The 17,015-nt window shown below is 39.4% G+C and carries 19 protein-coding genes and 1 pseudogene; 8 read left to right on the forward strand and 12 right to left on the reverse strand.

The features are described 5' to 3' along the window. Positions 1-157: 157 nt before the first annotated feature. Genes trmB through HMPREF2887_RS06550 form a run of 4 tightly spaced genes read right to left on the reverse strand, consistent with a single transcriptional unit; the run spans position 158 to position 3,412 of the window. The gene (gene trmB, locus HMPREF2887_RS06535) at positions 158-793 is read right to left on the reverse strand and encodes a tRNA (guanosine(46)-N7)-methyltransferase TrmB (RefSeq protein WP_021001286.1); all 636 of its coding nucleotides are present in this window, start codon (positions 791-793) and stop codon (positions 158-160) included. Beyond that, on the reverse strand, positions 790-1,587 hold the full coding sequence (gene ccrZ / locus HMPREF2887_RS06540; RefSeq protein WP_003025972.1) for a cell cycle regulator CcrZ: 798 nt from the start codon (positions 1,585-1,587) through the stop codon (positions 790-792). The genes trmB and ccrZ overlap by 4 nt, the downstream gene beginning before the upstream one ends. Positions 1,588-1,637: 50 nt before the next feature. Then, a complete protein-coding gene (locus tag HMPREF2887_RS06545; protein WP_057489573.1) occupies positions 1,638-2,684 on the reverse strand; it encodes an ABC transporter permease in 1,047 nt (348 codons plus the stop codon). Then, positions 2,681-3,412, reverse strand: coding sequence for an ABC transporter ATP-binding protein (locus tag HMPREF2887_RS06550; protein WP_049517074.1), 732 nt, complete (start codon positions 3,410-3,412; stop codon positions 2,681-2,683). Before HMPREF2887_RS06550 ends, HMPREF2887_RS06545 begins: the two co-directional genes overlap by 4 nt. A 68-nt stretch (positions 3,413-3,480) precedes the next feature. Here HMPREF2887_RS06550 and HMPREF2887_RS06555 point away from each other — a divergent pair, with 68 nt between their 5' ends. Next, a complete protein-coding gene (locus tag HMPREF2887_RS06555; protein WP_003025977.1) occupies positions 3,481-3,891 on the forward strand; it encodes an HIT family protein in 411 nt (136 codons plus the stop codon). A gap of 9 nt (positions 3,892-3,900) precedes the next feature. Then, positions 3,901-4,188, forward strand: coding sequence for a hypothetical protein (locus HMPREF2887_RS06560; RefSeq protein WP_084740938.1), 288 nt, complete (start codon positions 3,901-3,903; stop codon positions 4,186-4,188). 46 nt (positions 4,189-4,234) lie between these two features. Here HMPREF2887_RS06560 and brpA read toward each other — a convergent pair whose 3' ends face one another. The 5 genes and pseudogenes from brpA to HMPREF2887_RS06585 form a co-directional block, all read right to left on the reverse strand. Next, positions 4,235-5,350, reverse strand: coding sequence for a glycopolymer--peptidoglycan transferase LytR (gene brpA / locus HMPREF2887_RS06565; RefSeq protein WP_057489571.1), 1,116 nt, complete (start codon positions 5,348-5,350; stop codon positions 4,235-4,237). Positions 5,351-5,356: 6 nt separating this feature from the next. After that, the gene (locus tag HMPREF2887_RS06570) at positions 5,357-5,878 is read right to left on the reverse strand and encodes a GNAT family N-acetyltransferase (RefSeq protein ID WP_057489570.1); all 522 of its coding nucleotides are present in this window, start codon (positions 5,876-5,878) and stop codon (positions 5,357-5,359) included. Further along, positions 5,871-6,311 (reverse strand): tRNA (adenosine(37)-N6)-threonylcarbamoyltransferase complex ATPase subunit type 1 TsaE, encoded by a 441-nt coding sequence (gene tsaE, locus HMPREF2887_RS06575; RefSeq protein WP_057489569.1) that lies wholly within the window; start codon positions 6,309-6,311, stop codon positions 5,871-5,873. Before tsaE ends, HMPREF2887_RS06570 begins: the two co-directional genes overlap by 8 nt. Positions 6,312-6,397: 86 nt before the next feature. Further along, positions 6,398-7,837: an NCS2 family permease gene (locus HMPREF2887_RS06580; RefSeq protein WP_057489568.1), complete on the reverse strand. Its 1,440-nt coding sequence runs from the start codon at positions 7,835-7,837 to the stop codon at positions 6,398-6,400. A gap of 118 nt (positions 7,838-7,955) precedes the next feature. After that, positions 7,956-8,555: pseudogene (locus tag HMPREF2887_RS06585) on the reverse strand (DUF1361 domain-containing protein). Positions 8,556-8,661: 106 nt separating this feature from the next. On the opposite strand from HMPREF2887_RS06585, the gene HMPREF2887_RS06590 reads away from it, so the two are divergent. The 6 genes from HMPREF2887_RS06590 (at position 8,662) to serS (ending at position 14,641) form a co-directional block, all read left to right on the forward strand. Next, complete coding sequence (locus HMPREF2887_RS06590; protein WP_003025986.1) at positions 8,662-9,474, forward strand: Cof-type HAD-IIB family hydrolase; 813 nt, start codon at positions 8,662-8,664, stop codon at positions 9,472-9,474. Between the two features lie 476 nt (positions 9,475-9,950). Continuing rightward, the gene (locus HMPREF2887_RS06595; protein WP_003025988.1) at positions 9,951-10,940 is read left to right on the forward strand and encodes a PTS sugar transporter subunit IIB; all 990 of its coding nucleotides are present in this window, start codon (positions 9,951-9,953) and stop codon (positions 10,938-10,940) included. 17 nt (positions 10,941-10,957) lie between these two features. Next, a complete protein-coding gene (locus HMPREF2887_RS06600; protein ID WP_003033793.1) occupies positions 10,958-11,761 on the forward strand; it encodes a PTS mannose/fructose/sorbose transporter subunit IIC in 804 nt (267 codons plus the stop codon). Positions 11,762-11,780: 19 nt separating this feature from the next. Further along, the gene (locus HMPREF2887_RS06605; RefSeq protein WP_003025990.1) at positions 11,781-12,692 is read left to right on the forward strand and encodes a PTS system mannose/fructose/sorbose family transporter subunit IID; all 912 of its coding nucleotides are present in this window, start codon (positions 11,781-11,783) and stop codon (positions 12,690-12,692) included. 86 nt (positions 12,693-12,778) lie between these two features. After that, a complete protein-coding gene (locus HMPREF2887_RS06610; RefSeq protein WP_021001279.1) occupies positions 12,779-13,150 on the forward strand; it encodes a DUF956 family protein in 372 nt (123 codons plus the stop codon). Positions 13,151-13,363: 213 nt separating this feature from the next. Then, positions 13,364-14,641, forward strand: a complete 1,278-nt coding sequence (serS, locus tag HMPREF2887_RS06615; protein ID WP_084740941.1) for a serine--tRNA ligase — start codon at positions 13,364-13,366, stop codon at positions 14,639-14,641. Positions 14,642-14,681: 40 nt separating this feature from the next. Here the strand turns inward: serS and HMPREF2887_RS06620 are convergent, their stop codons facing one another. From HMPREF2887_RS06620 to accD, 3 genes are all read right to left on the reverse strand, one after another. Further along, entirely contained in the window at positions 14,682-15,341 is a 660-nt protein-coding gene (locus HMPREF2887_RS06620; protein WP_021001277.1) for a VTT domain-containing protein, read from the reverse strand. Between the two features lie 115 nt (positions 15,342-15,456). Next, on the reverse strand, positions 15,457-16,227 hold the full coding sequence (locus tag HMPREF2887_RS06625) for an acetyl-CoA carboxylase carboxyl transferase subunit alpha (RefSeq protein ID WP_003025997.1): 771 nt from the start codon (positions 16,225-16,227) through the stop codon (positions 15,457-15,459). After that, the coding region (gene accD / locus HMPREF2887_RS06630; protein ID WP_084740942.1) for an acetyl-CoA carboxylase, carboxyltransferase subunit beta at positions 16,224-17,015 on the reverse strand (792 nt) is incomplete at its 5' end. The genes HMPREF2887_RS06625 and accD, both read right to left, overlap by 4 nt.

The raw sequence follows: 17,015 nt of genomic DNA on the forward strand, positions 1-17,015 counted from the left end.
TTGCAGATGAAGAAAACGAAGTTTTCGCCAAAAGTGCTCTTCCGAGCTTGAACAGCGAATGAAGAGCCCAATCACCTACTGCGTTATTCGTTTATTACTAAATCTGATAGAAGCTGGGATACTTTTTGCCCAACCTCTTTCAATTATCTATTTCACCTTAAAACTCTGCCTCAACCCGATAGATGACTTGACCTTTGTTGGCAAATTTTTGCTCATATTCCGTCATCACATTATTCTCAAAGTCGCTCGCGTGCAAATCCAACCAAACGCCATTTAGTTTCATGCCGTATTGAGAAAAACTTACCAAGCTATATTCAAAGAGACCACGATTATCTGTTTTGAAATGAATCTCACCATGTTCTGGTAAAATTTGCTTAAAGGTATCGAGAAAAGATTTGTAGGTCAAGCGCCGTTTTTCATGGCGTTTCTTGGGCCAAGGATCAGAAAAATTCAGATACAAACGATCAATCTCTCCATTTTCAAAGTAGTTGGTCAAATCAGAACCATCTACCCAAAGGAGCTTGATATTGGGAACATCAGCTACTAAAACCTTATCCAAGGCGTAACTCAAAACAGATTTTTGAATATCAATTCCGATATAGTTAATTTCTGAATGAGCTTTTGCCATTTCTGAAACAAACGCACCCTTTCCACTTCCCACTTCAATATGAATAGGATGATTATTGCCAAAAATTTCGTGCCATTTTCCCTTTGCTTCAGCAGGATTTAAAATCACATATTGCGGGTTTGCTTCTAATAATTTCGTCGCCCCTTTACGATTTCTAACTCTCATGACATCTTTCTTCCGTATTTTGAGCGGAAGTTGCGCAAGGCATAAATCTCCCGATTCACATTTTCCAAGTCTGCATTTTCATAATACTTCGCAATCTGACATAGGTAAGCATACTGACCATACCAGTATAATTTCTTCAATACCGTTTCATTATAGCGATAGCCATAGTAGGTCAACCATTCTTTCCAACGCGCTTCTGGAATATAATGACTTAACATATGGGCCACATCAAACATTCGATCTGTCAAACGCACAGAATCCCAATCTACCAAATACACCAAACCGCTGTCCGTTTCAATCCAATTACTATGCCGAACATCTCCATGTACAATCGTTGCATAATCCTCACGAAATTGCGGCAGATTGCTACGCATGTCTCTTAAAACAGACCGTAAATATTGATTATTGCTAAGTGCGATTGGAGCATGTTCCAACCAGGATTCCACTAAATCTGCTGGCGTTTCCAAAGCATAACCCAGCCGGCGCAGTTGTGTCATCAAGGGACGTGAGCGATGCAAACGCGTCAAAATATTTACAATTTGCTTTTTGTCCATTTCAGCTGGTGTCAAGATCTTTCCTGACAGCCACTCTTGCGCACTCATAACGTTGCCATCTGCCATGCGACGACTCCACAATAGTTGTGGTGCAATTTGTTCTCTAGCTAAACCTACTAAGATTGGGGTTGTATTCATCTTGACGAAAACGCGCGCCCCATCTGGATAGGTGCCCATGTAGGCTTTTCCACTCTTGCCTGCAATCGGCGTCAGAGTTAGCTCATTATCAACCAAGTCCATTATTCCCCTCCGTAAAAAGTTTCCCATCTATTTTACTAATTTTACTTCCTTTAGTCAACCAAACTTCTTAATTTAAATGGTAAATAGATGAAATAAAGTAGCAATGTAATTCCAATCATAAAAAGCAAAGCTACTCTATCTTGGAAAAACAACAAAGCCATTATTGTTTCCACAAAAAGCACGCTGTAGCCAATAAGAATAATCACTTGTTTCACTCCTTTTAATTTCAATCCAGTTTCCAAAGGAAATAAGAACGTCAAATATTGATAATCAAAAGCATTGTACAAGGCTGTCAACTGAAATAGCAAGAGATAATTCAACAAAGCCACGAAAATAGCCGCAATCCATGATTGACTGATAAAACCAATTCCCAAAAGAGACAGAAACAGCAACCGTATAGTCAAGGCCAGAAAATCACCATTTCGTAAATAAGAACGCAAATATATATTTTGCCAAGTAGTTGACTGTCTTTTTGGTAGAATATTTGTCAAACCATCAAGATACGCACGGCGTTTCACACTATTAGAAATTCCTTTGACATTGGTAAAGAGAGCAAAGAAACGTAGGATTGTCTGCTTACGTCTTTCTTCATAAGCAATGAGATAGCTCCAATTCACCCCTGCACCTTGGTAAAATTTTTGACTTTTCTGCAAAAATACGAACCATTTTGCTATCAACATAAGAAAAACAAGAATAAACCAGCCCCAAAGCGGCATGCCTAAGGCAAGAAAAAGCGGTACTAATAGTAACAACACAACGGTTTGAAGCAAGGCCCATAATCGATAAGATAAACGCGTTTGTTCTTGTAGGTAGCTTTTTAATTCCTCCTCTTTGACTAACAAAAATAAACTATCTGGTTTTTCCATATAAGTCGCGATTCGTCCCAAAGGCAATAATAAGAACAAAAGAACTGCTAAAGCAAGAATGATTGGCAGGTGATTTGAAGGTAAATTTCGCAACAACTGACTGTATTGAACAGCTAAAAAGCCAGTAAAAACTAATAAAAAGAGGACAAAATGGTCGTTAAAAACATAGCGCGAATACTTCAAACATTGATTGCGAAATACTTGTTTGCGCTTTTGAAACAGTTCTCTCATAGGCTCGCCTCTTCTGTCAAAGCTAGATAAATGTCATTGAGACTAGCTTCTGGCATGGCAAATTCTGCTCGTAATTCTGCTAAATTGCCTTTAGCTCGGATTTCTCCCTTATGCAATATCACGAATGAATCACACATCTTTTCTGCCGAATCCAGCACATGCGTACTCATGAGAATTGACTTGCCTTTTGCCTTTTCATCCTCCAAAAGCTCTATCAAGTCAGCAATGGCAACTGGATCAAGTCCCAAAAATGGTTCATCAACGATAAAAAGGCTGGGGTCAACCACAAATGCACAGATAATCATGACTTTTTGCTTCATTCCTTTAGAAAAATGCACCGGAAACCAATCTAATTTTTCTTTCAAGCGAAACATGGTCAATAATTTCTCCACGCGCGCAAAAGCCACCTTTTGCTCCACATCATAAGCCATAGCAACCGTTTCAATATGCTCGCGCAGCGTTAATTCCTCATACAAACTAGGTGTTTCCGGAATAAAACCAATTTTCTTACGATAAGCCGTAGGACTATCTTGCAGTTTGGCACCGTCAATTAAAATTTCACCTTTATAAGGAGTTAAAAGTCCGATAATTTCATTGATTGTAGTGGATTTACCCGCACCATTCAAACCAATCAACCCCACCAGTTCCCCATTTCCTACTGTGAAACTGATGTCTTTTAAAACAGGGATATTCACATAACCCCCTGTAAGCCCTTTTATTTCTAACATATTTTCTCCAAATTCTGGTATAATGTTCTTATATTATAACAAAATCTAGCAAAGTAGAGGTAAATTTGATGGCAGATTGCATTTTTTGTAAAATTATTGCAGGAGAAATTCCAGCTTCTAAAGTATATGAAGACGATGAAATTCTAGCATTTTTAGACATCTCACAAGTAACACCCGGACATACCTTGGTTGTCCCTAAAAAACATTTCCGCAACATGCTTGAAATGGACGGTGAAGCTGCCAGTCAACTCTTTGCACGCATTCCAGATATTGCTCGTAAAGTGATGAAGGCGACTGGTGCAAAGGGAATGAATATCATCAATAACAACGAAGAAATTGCCGGTCAATCTGTCTTCCATACACATGTCCATTTAGCACCACGCTATACAGAAAATGATGATTTAAAACTGACTTTCGTGGCGCACGAACCAAACTTCCCTGCTCTTGCAGAATTAGCTGAAAAAATTTCAAAAGCATAAGGAGAAACCATGAAACTTAGTAATCTATTGTTATTCACCGGTGCAGCTGCAGCCAGCTTTTGCCTTGTTAAAAATAGAGAAGAACTCATGAACGAGGCTGTTGAAAGTTATGAGCTAATGGACAGAATTCAAGACAATCTACAAAATATTCAACGAAATCTCCAAGCCGTTCAAGAGCAAAAAGACAATCTCCAAACAATTTCACAGGATTTGACTTACCAATTCAAACTTTTTGAGCAAGACACTACTGCTCGACTTCAGCAAATTCAAGACATCTGGAACACTCGCATCAACTAAGAAATAAAAAAGAATTTAGACACACGCTAAATTCTTTTTTATCATGTCATTGTCCGTATTGACCGTAATACTGTCCATTTTGATCTGTTCCATAAGAATTGCTTGAATACGCAGAAGAATCAGCAGCACCAGTTGTTGTGCCATTTCCTGACTGACTGGAACTAGGAGCAGCACTGCCATACAATTCTTCATATAAAACCGCATTGGTTTCCAATTCAGTCACTTCGTCCAAGCCAAGCGATTTTCTCAGAATATTTTGCATTTCCAACATATGCTCCGAAGTGACGATTTGGTAAGAACCCCCATCTGCTAAGGTGGCATCTTCACCTTTTAATTGCTTGCTTTCAATCTTTTTGAAAGCATCTTGGTAACCTAATAATTGCGGAATACTGCCAGAAGACAACTCTACATTGGTCTGCATATTGTTGCTAACAGCTTTTAAAATAGCTTGATAATGGCTGACACTATTTAAACTCAGCACTTTTTGGACTACTTTTTGAATGACTTCTCGTTGACGCTTTTGACGGCCATAATCCCCTTCTGGATCTTGATAACGCATGCGAGAATAAACCAACGCCTGATCTCCGTTGATGTGTTGCTTACCTGGTTCAACAACTGCTTTGTATTCTGGTTCATTTTCTTCAATCGAAATAGGGAAACCAAGTGTGTTATTGACCGTGATACCGCCAACAGCATCAACCAATTGTACCAGACCTTTCATATTGATAAGCACATAGCGGTCAATGTGAATATTCATCATCTTTTGCACTGTGGAAATAGCTAGCTCAGCTCCACCATTTGCATAAGCCGCATTGAGCTTTGCTTGCATGGTTTCGTTGCCATTTTTTATATTGGTGAGAATATCCCGCTCCAAACTCATCATCGTAGTCTTTTTCGTCTTAGGATTGACCGTCATGAGAATCATGGAATCACTATTTCCAGCCCACCGATCTGAGCGTGAACCACTACCCGTATCCACTCCCATTAAGAGCAAGGTAAGTGGTTTGGTAGCTGCAATAACATCTGTATCTTTCCCAAAGCTCTTGTAAGTCTTAGACAATACATCCGTTGATTGGTTATAAATCGTAAATCCATAAACGCCTAGTCCTGTAACCGTTACAAGACACAAGCTTAAAAACATTAAGATAATTTTTTTTAACATATTATTCTAATCTATCAGTTTTCCCATTAGGTAAACATCAAGAAATTTCCCTTCTGCAAGATAGGCTCCTCTTTTTTGAATGCCCTCAATCTCAAACCCAAACGCCTGATACAAATGAACAGCACGCTTATTTCTGACTTGTACAGTTAATTCTAATCGTCGAATCACTCCAGAATTCTCTGCCCAGTCTATCGCTTCTTCTAGAAGAAATTTCCCTAAGCCTTGATTCCAAAATGCTCTTTTAACCACGATAAAGACCTGTCCAATATGTCGAATCCGCTCATGAAAATCATCCGTAATACTTACAAGACCAGCAATTTCATCATCTAATAGTGCAATTAGATAAATCTGGTTATCTGACGCAGCTTGATGTTGAATGAAAGAGCTCATCTGCTCTTCTGTCATCAAAATCCCTGCAGCATCTAATGTCATGTAATCTGATTCTTTTCCAACTTGATTAAGAAAATCAATTAAAGATTTGGCGTCTTGAGGTTCTGCTTCTCTTATAACTAGCTCTAACTCAGTCATTGACAAATTCCTCAAGCAGTTTCTCAGCTCGATGTCCTTTTGCATCAAAGACCAATTCTCGACCATCACTTTTTCTTAAAATTGTCAATTTGAGATAGTCACTTGGCAAACTATCTCCCAACAATTCGCCCCATTCAATAACCGTCACTCCATCTCCAAAGAGAAAATCGTCTAAATCAATAGAATCTGGATCTTCTCCAATGCGATAAACGTCCAAATGATAAAGCGGCAGGCGTCCATCATATTCTCGTACAATAGTATAGGTCGGACTTTTGATCATTTGTTTGATACCCAGTCCACGTGCTAACCCTTTGGTGAAGGTTGTTTTCCCAGCACCCAAGTCACCCGTTAAAATCAAAACATCTTGCTTCTGGATTAAAGCGCCTAATTTCTCGCCCCACACCATTAACTCATCTTCATTATGGCTAAACATTTTATTATTATATCAAAATTTTTCTATTTCTGCTGAAATTTAACAAAAGAAAAGCTAGCTCCAAAGAACTAGCAATTTTTCAATCATTAAGCTAAAGCTAGACTGATAAAGTTTAAGATAAACAAAGCATCCAATACCCAGATAATTGGGTGAACTTCCTTGGCTTCACCTTTGATGATTTTCACAAATGCATACATGATGAATCCTGCAGCAATACCATGAGTAATACTGTAAGTAAAGCCCATGAAAACGGATGTAAAGAAGGCTGGTACTGCTTCTGATAAATCGTCCCATTCGATATCTTTCATACTGGAAAGCATCATAATTCCGACAATGATAAGAATAGGAGCTACTGCTACTGTTGGGACAATAGCAAGAAGTGGACTAAAGAAACTTGAAATAGCAAACAAAGCCGCAACGACAAGTGCTGTTAAACCTGTACGACCACCGGCTTCAATCCCAGCTGCACTTTCTACATAAGTCGTGACATTTGAAGTTCCTGCAATCGCACCAATCGTTGTCCCAACCATGTCTGAAAACAGCGCCTTGTCCATTTTAGTCTGAAGCCCAGACGAATCTTTAGCAGCTTCTTCATCTGCAATATTAAAGATACCTGCTTTACGACCAGTACTAATCAAAGTTCCAATATTATCAAAAATATCTGTTAATGAAAAGGCCAAAATAGCAAGAAGTACTTCTGGAATGCGAGCTGGTTTTGCAAATAAAGCCAGCAAGCCATCTTTACCTAGTGCCGCACCAAAAATCTTTCCTAAATCCTGAACAGCAGCACCGATATTATTGGAAGCAAAATTGATTTTTGAAAGGTCTACGACCCCTACCAAAATGGCTACGATTGTGGTTGCCGCAATGGAGAGAACAATCCCTCCGCGAATGCGTTTGAGAACAAAGAAAATGGTGATGAAAATTCCAAACAAAGCTACAAGAACAGCTGGATTGTTAAAATCTACCAAGCCCGGCGTTGCCATTCCATTAGCTGTAATAGCTGCTTGTGCTTTATCAGCGCCTTTTCCCGCAACAGTATATGTTCCCGGATCGATTGAAAATTTCAAAAGTCCTGCTTTTTTCACTCCGATATAAGCTAGGAAAATCCCAATCCCACCAGAAATAGCGTATTTCAAACTCTCTGGAATTGCATGAATAATGATTGTGCGAACCTTGGTCAACGTGACAATAATACTAATAATCCCGCAGAGGAAAACCATTGCCAGCGCCTCTTGCCATGTATAACCAAGTGCAAATACAACGGTATAAGTAAAGAAAGCATTCAGTCCCATACCAGGTGCCTGAGCATAAGGAATATTGGCATACAAAGCCATCATCAGCGTCCCTGCAACAGTCCCAATGATAGTCGCTAAGAAAACACCTTGTGCTGGCATGCCTGTTTGACTGAGCATTTCAGGATTGACAAAGAGAATATAACTCATCGCAAAGAAAGTGGTTAAACCAGCAAGAACTTCTGTACGAACAGTCGTACCGTTCTCTTTTAGTTTAAAAAACTTATTCATTTTTAAAATCTCCTTAAATTTTACGAACGATAATAGATATAATATCACAAAACATTCATGATTTCAACAGAAGTTTTAAAAACAAACAAATTAATTCAATGTTTTATACAGAAAATCTTTATTTAGACTGATTTTTACTCAAAAAGACCAAGGACATGATTTGAATAAAGGTAAACCCTAAAATGAATAGCAGGCGCTCCCTCTGCAAAGCAGCTGTCAATCGCTCAAAGACTAACGTAGGATGGCTGACTAGATCCCAAGAATTGAGCCGATCTTAGCGACCAATGTAAATCGCGAGACTCGATAAAAATGAGACAGCTCCAATAGTCAAATATTCCAGCCACCATTTGAGCTTCAAATAGCCCGAAATCAAATTCCAGCTCTCTATTCCGCATAGAACCCCGAAGAAAATACTTGGAACAAAGGCCATAAAAAGATGTAGACTTTCTCGGTTCCACAAGGTGTCACTCACCCAGTGCATGTGTACCAAATCTGTAATCATATAGAACGTATTGGGATAAAACACCAGCCAAAGAATCGCTACAAGTAAGAAAAACCATTTTTTCTTAAATTGAATGGCTATAAAAGCCGCATCATAGGCAACCAAAGCTAGAAACATATTCCAAATCAAATCCGGACCTTTTGTCAAAATTCCTTCAGCATAAACGATAGCAGAAATAATCGCAAAGAAAATATGAATGATAATTGATTTACGCATACTCGATTTCCTCCTTCGTTATATAAGAAAACATTATATCACAAATTCTGCACTTTCATCTTAAAATCTGCTATAATAGAAAACAGCACAAATGAAAGAGTAGACTATGACAAAAAAAGTAATTGCAGTAGATTTAGACGGAACCTTGCTCAATTCTGACAGCAAACTATCTGAATTTACAAAAGAAACAATTAAAAAAATTTCTAAAAAAGGACATCATGTTGTCATCACAACTGGACGCCCTTATCGAATGGCACGGGAATTTTATAAAGAATTGGAGCTACACACTCCAATGATCAACTTTAATGGCTCTTTGACCCATATCCCTGAGAAAAAATGGCAACAGGAAAGATGTATCACTTTAGATAAGGAATATCTATTAGACATTGTCAAAAGGAAGGAAGAGATTGAAGCAGACTTCATTGCTGGAGAATATCGAAAGAAATTTTATATCACAGCCCCCAATGAAACGATTGCCGACCCGAAATTATTTGGTGTAGAATCTTTTCAACCTGAAAATCAATTTAATCCAGAATTGGTTACCAAAAATCCCAACTGTATCCTTTTGCAAACGCATGCCAATGATAAATATGCTTTGGCGGATGAGTTGAATCAATTTTATCAACAACAATTATCTATCAACACTTGGGGCGGTCCGCTCAATATCCTTGAATGCACTCCAAAAGGCGTCAACAAAGCTTTTGCTTTGAAATATTTATTAGAGGTTCTGAACGTAGAGCGAAAAGATTTGATTGCTTTTGGTGACGAACACAATGATACAGAGATGTTAGCTTTTGCAGGTACTGGCTATGCCATGAAAAACGCTAGCCAAACACTTCTTCCTTACGCAGATGAGCAACTGCCGCTGACCAATGACCAAGACGGAGTCGCTCATCAATTATTGAAACTATTTTTATAATGAGACTTAGAGTTGGACAGGTTTTCTGCCCGACTCTTTAATATTTACACGTAATCTTCCCAGATTTCATTTTTCTGCAACTGATTATGCACTAGCAATCATGGGGCGGTCTCATCAGCTGTTGATTTTCAATTATTTTCTATCAGTTTATTTATGCCATAAATTAAATATTATAAATTTTATTTTTTAAATTTAAAATGTTTCTAGATTTTTTATTGATTCTCCTCTTTCTTCTTCAATAATTCATGTAGATAGAATTATTTTTTCAAAACTTTCATTATTTTTCCAATCGCTTTTCAAAGTTAATATATTGTTTAAATTGCTAGTTTTGTCCGTTTACAATCTGTCAAAAATATGAAAGATTTTGATTTTTTTAGCTCAAACTATTGCATTTTTCATGAAAACGTTTTATACTTAAGTAGTCTTAAATTTTTCTTAAACTTAAGTCAAACATTTTATAAGGAGGAAAGACAATAATGAGTATCGGAATCATTATTGCAAGCCATGGTGAATTTGCTGCTGGTATTCATCAATCAGGTTCTATGATTTTTGGTGAGCAAGAAAAAGTTCAAGTTGTAACTTTTATGCCAAATGAAGGTCCTGATGATTTGTATGCTAAGTTCAATGACGCTGTGGCTGCTTTTGACGCGAACGATGAAGTTCTAGTTTTGGCTGACCTGTGGAGTGGTTCTCCATTTAACCAAGCTAGCCGCGTAATGGGTGAAAATCCTAACCGTAAGTTCGCGATCATTACAGGTTTGAATCTGCCAATGTTGATTCAAGCTTATACAGAACGAATGATGGATGCCAATGCTGGCGTTGACGCTGTTGCCGCAAACATCATCAAAGAAGCCAAGGACGGAGTGAAAGCTCTTCCTGAAGAACTAAATCCTGTAGCTGAGGTAGCAAGTGCACCGGCTGCACCAACTGCTCAAGCTGCTATTCCAGAAGGAACCGTTATCGGCGATGGCAAGTTGAAAATCAATCTTGCTCGTATCGATACACGTCTTCTTCACGGTCAAGTTGCAACTGCTTGGACACCAGATTCTAAAGCAGACCGTATCATCGTTGCTTCTGACTCCGTATCAGCTGATAAACTTCGTAAAGAGTTAATCAAACAAGCTGCTCCTGGTAATGTCAAAGCAAATGTTGTCCCAATTGACAAATTGATTGCGGTAGCAAAAGACCCCCGTTTTGGTAACACACATGCACTGATTCTTTTTGAAACTCCTCAAGATGCACTTCGTGCTGTTGAAGGTGGTGTCGATATCAAAACACTCAATGTTGGCTCAATGGCTCACTCAACTGGTAAAACAATGGTCAATAACGTTTTGTCAATGGACAAAGACGATGTTGCAACCTTTGAAAAATTGCGTGACCTCGGAGTGGAATTTGACGTACGTAAAGTGCCAAATGACTCCAAAAAAGATTTGTTTGACTTAATTAAAAAAGCCAACGTTCAATAATGGAAAGGATTTAGAATATGTCAATTATTTCTATGATTTTAGTGGTCTTCGTTGCCTTTCTTGCTGGACTCGAAGGAATCTTGGACCAATTTCAATTCCACCAACCACTTGTTGCTTGTACCTTGATTGGTCTTGTAACAGGACACTTGGAAGCAGGTGTCATCCTTGGTGGTACACTTCAAATGATTGCTCTTGGTTGGGCAAACATTGGTGCTGCCGTTGCTCCTGATGCCGCACTTGCTTCTGTAGCATCTGCAATCATCATGGTACAAGGTGGCGACTTCACTGATAAAGGTATCAGTTTCGCTTATACAACTGCTATCCCTCTTGCAGTTGCAGGTCTCTTCCTTACAATGATTGTTCGTACAATTTCAGTAGGTCTTGTTCACGGTGCTGATGCTGCTGCTAAAGAAGGTAACATCGGTGCTGTAGAACGTACTCACTTAGTTGCACTTCTTCTTCAAGGTCTTCGTATTGCTATTCCTGCTGCTCTTCTTCTTGCAGTTCCAACATCAGTTGTTCAAGGTGTCTTGAATGCTATGCCTGCTTGGTTGTCAGGTGGTATGGCTGTCGGTGGTGGTATGGTCGTTGCCGTTGGTTACGCGATGGTTATCAACATGATGGCAACTCGCGAAGTATGGCCATTCTTTGCTATCGGTTTTGCACTTGCAGCTTTATCAAACCTTACTCTTATTGCTATGGGTACTATTGGTGTCGCAATTGCCTTGATTTACATCAACCTTTCTAAAAAAGGCGGAAATGGTGGTGGCGGTTCTGCTACATCAAATGACCCAATTGGTGATATTTTAGAAGACTACTAAGAAGGGAGCTACTAATACCATGACAGAAAAAATTCAATTATCAAAATCAGATCGTCAAAAAGTTTGGTGGCGTTCAACTTTCTTGCAAGGTTCTTGGAACTATGAACGGATGCAAAACTTAGGTTGGGCGTACGCACTTATCCCAGCTATCAAAAAACTTTACACTTCTAAAGAAGACCGTGCTGCGGCCCTTGAACGTCACTTGGAATTCTTTAATACTCACCCATACGTAGCTGCTCCTATCATTGGTGTGACACTTGCCCTTGAAGAAGAAAAGGCTAACGGTGCTGAAATTGACAACACTGCTATCCAGGGGGTTAAAATCGGTATGATGGGACCTCTTGCTGGTATCGGTGACCCAGTCTTCTGGTTTACCGTTCGTCCTATCCTCGGTGCTCTTGGTGCCTCCCTTGCTATGGCAGGTAACGTGGTGGGTCCAATCCTCTTCTTCGTACTTTGGAATCTTATCCGTATGGCCTTCTTATGGTACACTCAAGAACTTGGCTACAAAGCTGGTTCTGAAATTACAAAAGACATGTCAGGTGGTATTCTTCAAGACATCACCAAAGGAGCTTCAATCCTCGGTATGTTCATCATCGCCGTTCTTGTTGAACGTTGGGTAAACATTGCATTTACAGTTTCACTCCCTTCTAAAACTTTGTCTAAAGGTGCGTACATTGAATTTCCTAAGGGAAACGTAACAGGTCAACAATTGCACGATATTCTTGGTCAAGTAAATAGTGGTCTTGGACTTGATAAAATGCAAGCACAAACACTCCAAGGACAACTGGATGCATTGATTCCTGGTCTGATGGGACTTCTTCTTACATTCCTCTGCATGTGGTTGCTTAAGAAGAAAGTTTCTCCAATCACAATTATCATCGGTCTCTTCATCGTTGGTATTGTGGCACGCTTCTTCGGAATCATGTAAATAACAAAAAGAAGGTTTCGGCCTTCTTTTTTATTGACAATAAATGTGCTATAATAGGGAGGATAATAGATAAATGAGGATTGAACATGGCACAGTCACAAAATACAAAAATTGATTTTCAAACAACAGGAACTTCTTATCTGGGAATTGGAGGGAAAGTTGGAAAATTCTTAGTTGGAGATAAGGCACTTGAATTTTATGCAGATGCCAATGTCGAAGACTATATTCAAATCCCTTGGGATACTATCCATCAAATCGGTGCCAATGTGTCTGGCAAACGAATTAGTCGTCATTTTGAAGTCTTTACTGACAAAGGTAAATTTCTCTTTGCCTCAAAAGATGCTGGAACTATTTTGAAACATGCTCGAAATCATATCGGCAATGAAAAGGTCGTTAAATTACCGACACTGATTCAAACAATTGGTCAATTTTTTAAAAATCTATTTGCAAAAAAATAAGAATTCTTGTATAATCATAGGAAACGGATAAGTAAATCTAGTATCTCTTTCAGAAAGTCTGCGGCAGCTGTGAGCAGATAGGGAGCTAGCTTGAAATTCTACCGTGATACTAATTTCATAAACAATCAAGTGCACTTATGTGAAGTTGGATGGAACCGTGGCTCTGCCACTCCAACACTTTCCATAGGTGCATTTTTATTTAAGGAGGTTCTGATGTTAGATATTAAACGCATTCGCACAGATTTTGATATCATCGCAAAAAAACTAGCTACTCGTGGCGTTGACGCTGCAACACTTGATAAAATGAAAGAGTTTGATAGCAAACGCCGTGAACTCTTGGTCAAGGTTGAAAAGTTAAAAGCAGAGCGTAACACGGTTTCAGCAGAAATTGCCCAAGCGAAACGTAATAAAGACAATGCTGATGATAAAATTGCTGCCATGCAAAAATTATCTGCTGAAATTAAATCATTAGACGCAGAGTTAGCAGAAATTGACGCTATATTAACCGAGTTTACAACGACTTTGCCAAATATTCCTCACGATAGTGTGCCGGTAGGTGCTGACGAAGACGATAATGTAGAAGTTCGCCGTTGGGGGACGCCACGTGTGTTTGACTTTGATGTAAAAGCTCACTGGGATCTTGGTGAAAATCTTGATATTCTCGACTGGGAACGCGGGGCAAAAGTAACCGGCGCTCGCTTCCTCTTTTACAAAGGATTAGGAGCTCGTCTAGAACGCGCTATTTATAATTTCATGTTAGACGAGCATCAAAGAGAGGGCTACACAGAAGTCATCCCTCCTTACATGGTTAATCACGATTCTATGTTTGGGACTGGTCAATATCCAAAATTCAAAGAAGATACGTTTGAATTGAGCGATACAAATTACGTTCTCATTCCAACTGCTGAAGTTCCTTTGACAAACTACTACCGAGGGGAAATTTTAGACGGAAAAGACTTGCCAATCTACTTCACAGCCATGAGTCCGTCTTTTCGTTCTGAAGCTGGTTCTGCCGGTCGTGACACCCGTGGTTTGATTCGTTTGCATCAATTCCACAAAGTAGAAATGGTCAAATTTGCCAAGCCAGAGCATTCTTATGAAGAATTAGAAAAAATGACCGCTAATGCGGAAAATATCCTGCAAAAGTTGAATCTTCCTTACCGTGTCGTTGCACTTTCTACAGGGGATATGGGCTTCTCTGCGGCGAAGACCTACGACTTGGAAGTCTGGATTCCAGCACAGAATACCTACCGTGAAATTTCTAGCTGTTCCAATACCGAAGATTTCCAAGCTCGTCGTGCCCAAATCCGTTACCGTGACGAAGCAGATGGCAAGGTCAAACTCCTACACACTTTGAATGGATCTGGTCTTGCAGTTGGTCGTACCGTTGCAGCTATTCTTGAAAATTATCAAAATGAAGACGGCTCCGTCACTATTCCAGAAGTACTTCGTCCATACATGGGCGGTGTGAAAGTGATTGCCCCAAAATAACATAAAAACTCTGAGATTTTCAAATCATCTCAGAGTTTTCTTATCTCTTCATTTGATTGTTTCGCTTTTTAATCATTGCACTTCGAACCACACTTATCACAGTTGGGAGTAAGGTGACAATGACAATTCCCAAAATAATCGCTGAAAAATGAGTTTTCACAAAGGGAATATTCCCAAAAAGATATCCTGCCCCTGTCGCAATCAAAGACCAAGACAAAGCAGCGATAAAAGCTCGTTTCAGAAAAGAATGAACAGGGAATTGACTAATGCCTGCTACAAAAGGCACAAAGGTACGAATAATGGGAATATAGCGTCCTAAAATAATAGAAGTAGAGCCATGTTTTTCAAAATACACTTCTGCTTCTTTGATATTTTCTTCTTTTATCAATTTACTGAAAAATTTATAATGTACAAAACGATAACCCAAGGTTCTGCCAATGAAGAAATTACAGGTATCGCCGACAAAAGCTCCCACAAAAAATAGAAGCATAAAAAGTAGAACATTAAAATGCATCGCTGGATTAGCTGATAGAGCGCCTGCAGCAAAAAGTAAGCTGTCTCCCGGCAAGAATGGAAATACTACCACAGCTGTCTCAATAAAAATCACCAAAAACAAAATCAAATACGTCCAGCCACCTACAGCATGAGCAATATTATAAATGTGTGCATCAATATGCAAGATAAAATCAATAATAAACATCTCTTCTCCTTTTGTCCATTCTCTATTATAGCAGAAAATACTACAGAAAAGAGTATTTTAAAAATAAAAAAACAGAAATGGACGGTACAACAAGCCAATCCACTTCTGATTTTTATTAGTATTTTCGAAATCGTTGGTAACGTGCTTCTAAAAGTTGTTCAAGTGGTAGTTGAGACAAATTTGCTAATTCAGCGACTATTTCTTGTTTCACAGCATACAATAAATCTTGATTGCTGAGTCCTGCTTCTGGAATCACCTTGTCCACTACTCCCATATCAAGAAGCTCATGAGAAGTGATTTTCATGAGTTCTGCAGCTTCCATAGCACGACTGCCGTCTTTCCACAAGATAGAAGCAAAACCTTCGGGACTAAGCACCGCGTAAATTGAATTTTCTAGCATCCAGACCTTGTCTGCAACAGCTAAAGCTAGTGCTCCTCCAGAGCCACCCTCACCGATAATAATAGCAATAATCGGCACCTTTAAATCACTCATTTCGAGCAAATTACGCGCAATAGCTTCTCCTTGACCGCGCTCTTCAGCACCGACTCCTGGATAAGCACCGGCTGTGTTGATAAACGTAACGACAGGACGACCAAATTTCTCTGCCTGCTTCATCAAGCGAAGTGCCTTTCGATAACCTTCTGGATGAGGTTGCCCAAAATTCCGTTGCAAATTATCCTGTAGATTGCGTCCTTTTTGAATCCCAACAACGGTGATGGGCTGACCATCTAAAGTTCCGATTCCACCGATAACCGCTCCGTCATCTCGAAAAGAACGATCGCCATGTAATTCAATAAAATTCTCGCAAATTCCTTGCGCAAAATCCAAAGCTGTCAATCGTGCCTGATCTCGTGCTTCTTTAATAATTCGGGTAATCTTTGTCATTGTTCACCTCCATGGAAAGCCAAGAGCATTGCAATGGTGGAGCGCAATTCCAAACGTTTGACAATGGCATCTACAAATCCATGCTCTAGCAAAAATTCCGCCTTTTGAAAATCATCAGGCAATTTTTCACGAACAGTCGTTTCAATCACCCGGCGGCCTGCAAAACCAACGAGCGCTTGTGTCTCAGCCAAAATAATGTCTCCTTCCATGGCAAAAGAGGCCGTCACCCCACCCGTGGTCGGATCTGTCAAAATCGTCAAATAAAACAAGCCAGCATTAGAATGGCGTTTCACCGCTGCGGATACTTTAGCCATTTGCATCAAACTCATAATGCCTTCTTGCATGCGAGCGCCACCAGAAGCTGTGAACAAGGTGACTGGCAACTGATGTTCTGTAGCATATTCAAAAAGACGAGTAATTTTTTCCCCAACGACTGTTCCCATAGAAGCCATGATAAAGTTGGAATCCATGATCCCCAGTGCAGTTTTTTGACCACCGATTGTCGCAATTCCTGTTAGTATCGCTTCATCCAAACCTGTTTTTTCACGGACAGTTCTTAATTTTTCACGATATTTAGGAAACTTCAAGGGGTCTGATGTTTCAATTCCTGTAAATAATTCCTCAAAACTATTGGCATCTACCGTTAAATTGAGGCGTTCAAAAGCTGAAATACGAAACGTATAGCCACATTGCGGGCAAATCCGTTCACTTCCCAAATCTTTTTGGTAAATGATATGCTTACATCCTGGACATTTTGAAAACAGTTCATCCGGAAACTCTGGTTTCAC

Source organism: Streptococcus sp. HMSC071H03 (genome assembly GCF_001813035.1).
GTDB lineage: Bacteria > Bacillota > Bacilli > Lactobacillales > Streptococcaceae > Streptococcus > Streptococcus anginosus.

Bases quoted from the DNA above. Each gene is read 5' to 3' on its own strand.
- HMPREF2887_RS06545 (WP_057489573.1), bottom strand. From the start codon at position 2,684: ATGAGAGAACTGTTTCAAAAGCGCAAACAAGTATTTCGCAATCAATGT.
- HMPREF2887_RS06605 (WP_003025990.1), top strand. From the start codon at position 11,781: ATGACAGAAAAAATTCAATTATCAAAATCAGATCGTCAAAAAGTTTGG.
- HMPREF2887_RS06555 (WP_003025977.1), top strand. From the start codon at position 3,481: ATGGCAGATTGCATTTTTTGTAAAATTATTGCAGGAGAAATTCCAGCT.
- HMPREF2887_RS06610 (WP_021001279.1), top strand. From the start codon at position 12,779: ATGGCACAGTCACAAAATACAAAAATTGATTTTCAAACAACAGGAACT.
- trmB (WP_021001286.1), bottom strand. From the start codon at position 793: ATGAGAGTTAGAAATCGTAAAGGGGCGACGAAATTATTAGAAGCAAAC.
- HMPREF2887_RS06625 (WP_003025997.1), bottom strand. From the start codon at position 16,227: ATGACAAAGATTACCCGAATTATTAAAGAAGCACGAGATCAGGCACGA.
- ccrZ (WP_003025972.1), bottom strand. From the start codon at position 1,587: ATGGACTTGGTTGATAATGAGCTAACTCTGACGCCGATTGCAGGCAAG.
- HMPREF2887_RS06600 (WP_003033793.1), top strand. From the start codon at position 10,958: ATGTCAATTATTTCTATGATTTTAGTGGTCTTCGTTGCCTTTCTTGCT.
- HMPREF2887_RS06560 (WP_084740938.1), top strand. From the start codon at position 3,901: ATGAAACTTAGTAATCTATTGTTATTCACCGGTGCAGCTGCAGCCAGC.
- HMPREF2887_RS06550 (WP_049517074.1), bottom strand. From the start codon at position 3,412: ATGTTAGAAATAAAAGGGCTTACAGGGGGTTATGTGAATATCCCTGTT.
- serS (WP_084740941.1), top strand. From the start codon at position 13,364: ATGTTAGATATTAAACGCATTCGCACAGATTTTGATATCATCGCAAAA.
- HMPREF2887_RS06595 (WP_003025988.1), top strand. From the start codon at position 9,951: ATGAGTATCGGAATCATTATTGCAAGCCATGGTGAATTTGCTGCTGGT.
- HMPREF2887_RS06570 (WP_057489570.1), bottom strand. From the start codon at position 5,878: ATGACTGAGTTAGAGCTAGTTATAAGAGAAGCAGAACCTCAAGACGCC.
- tsaE (WP_057489569.1), bottom strand. From the start codon at position 6,311: ATGTTTAGCCATAATGAAGATGAGTTAATGGTGTGGGGCGAGAAATTA.
- HMPREF2887_RS06580 (WP_057489568.1), bottom strand. From the start codon at position 7,837: ATGAATAAGTTTTTTAAACTAAAAGAGAACGGTACGACTGTTCGTACA.
- brpA (WP_057489571.1), bottom strand. From the start codon at position 5,350: ATGTTAAAAAAAATTATCTTAATGTTTTTAAGCTTGTGTCTTGTAACG.
- HMPREF2887_RS06620 (WP_021001277.1), bottom strand. From the start codon at position 15,341: ATGTTTATTATTGATTTTATCTTGCATATTGATGCACACATTTATAAT.
- HMPREF2887_RS06590 (WP_003025986.1), top strand. From the start codon at position 8,662: ATGACAAAAAAAGTAATTGCAGTAGATTTAGACGGAACCTTGCTCAAT.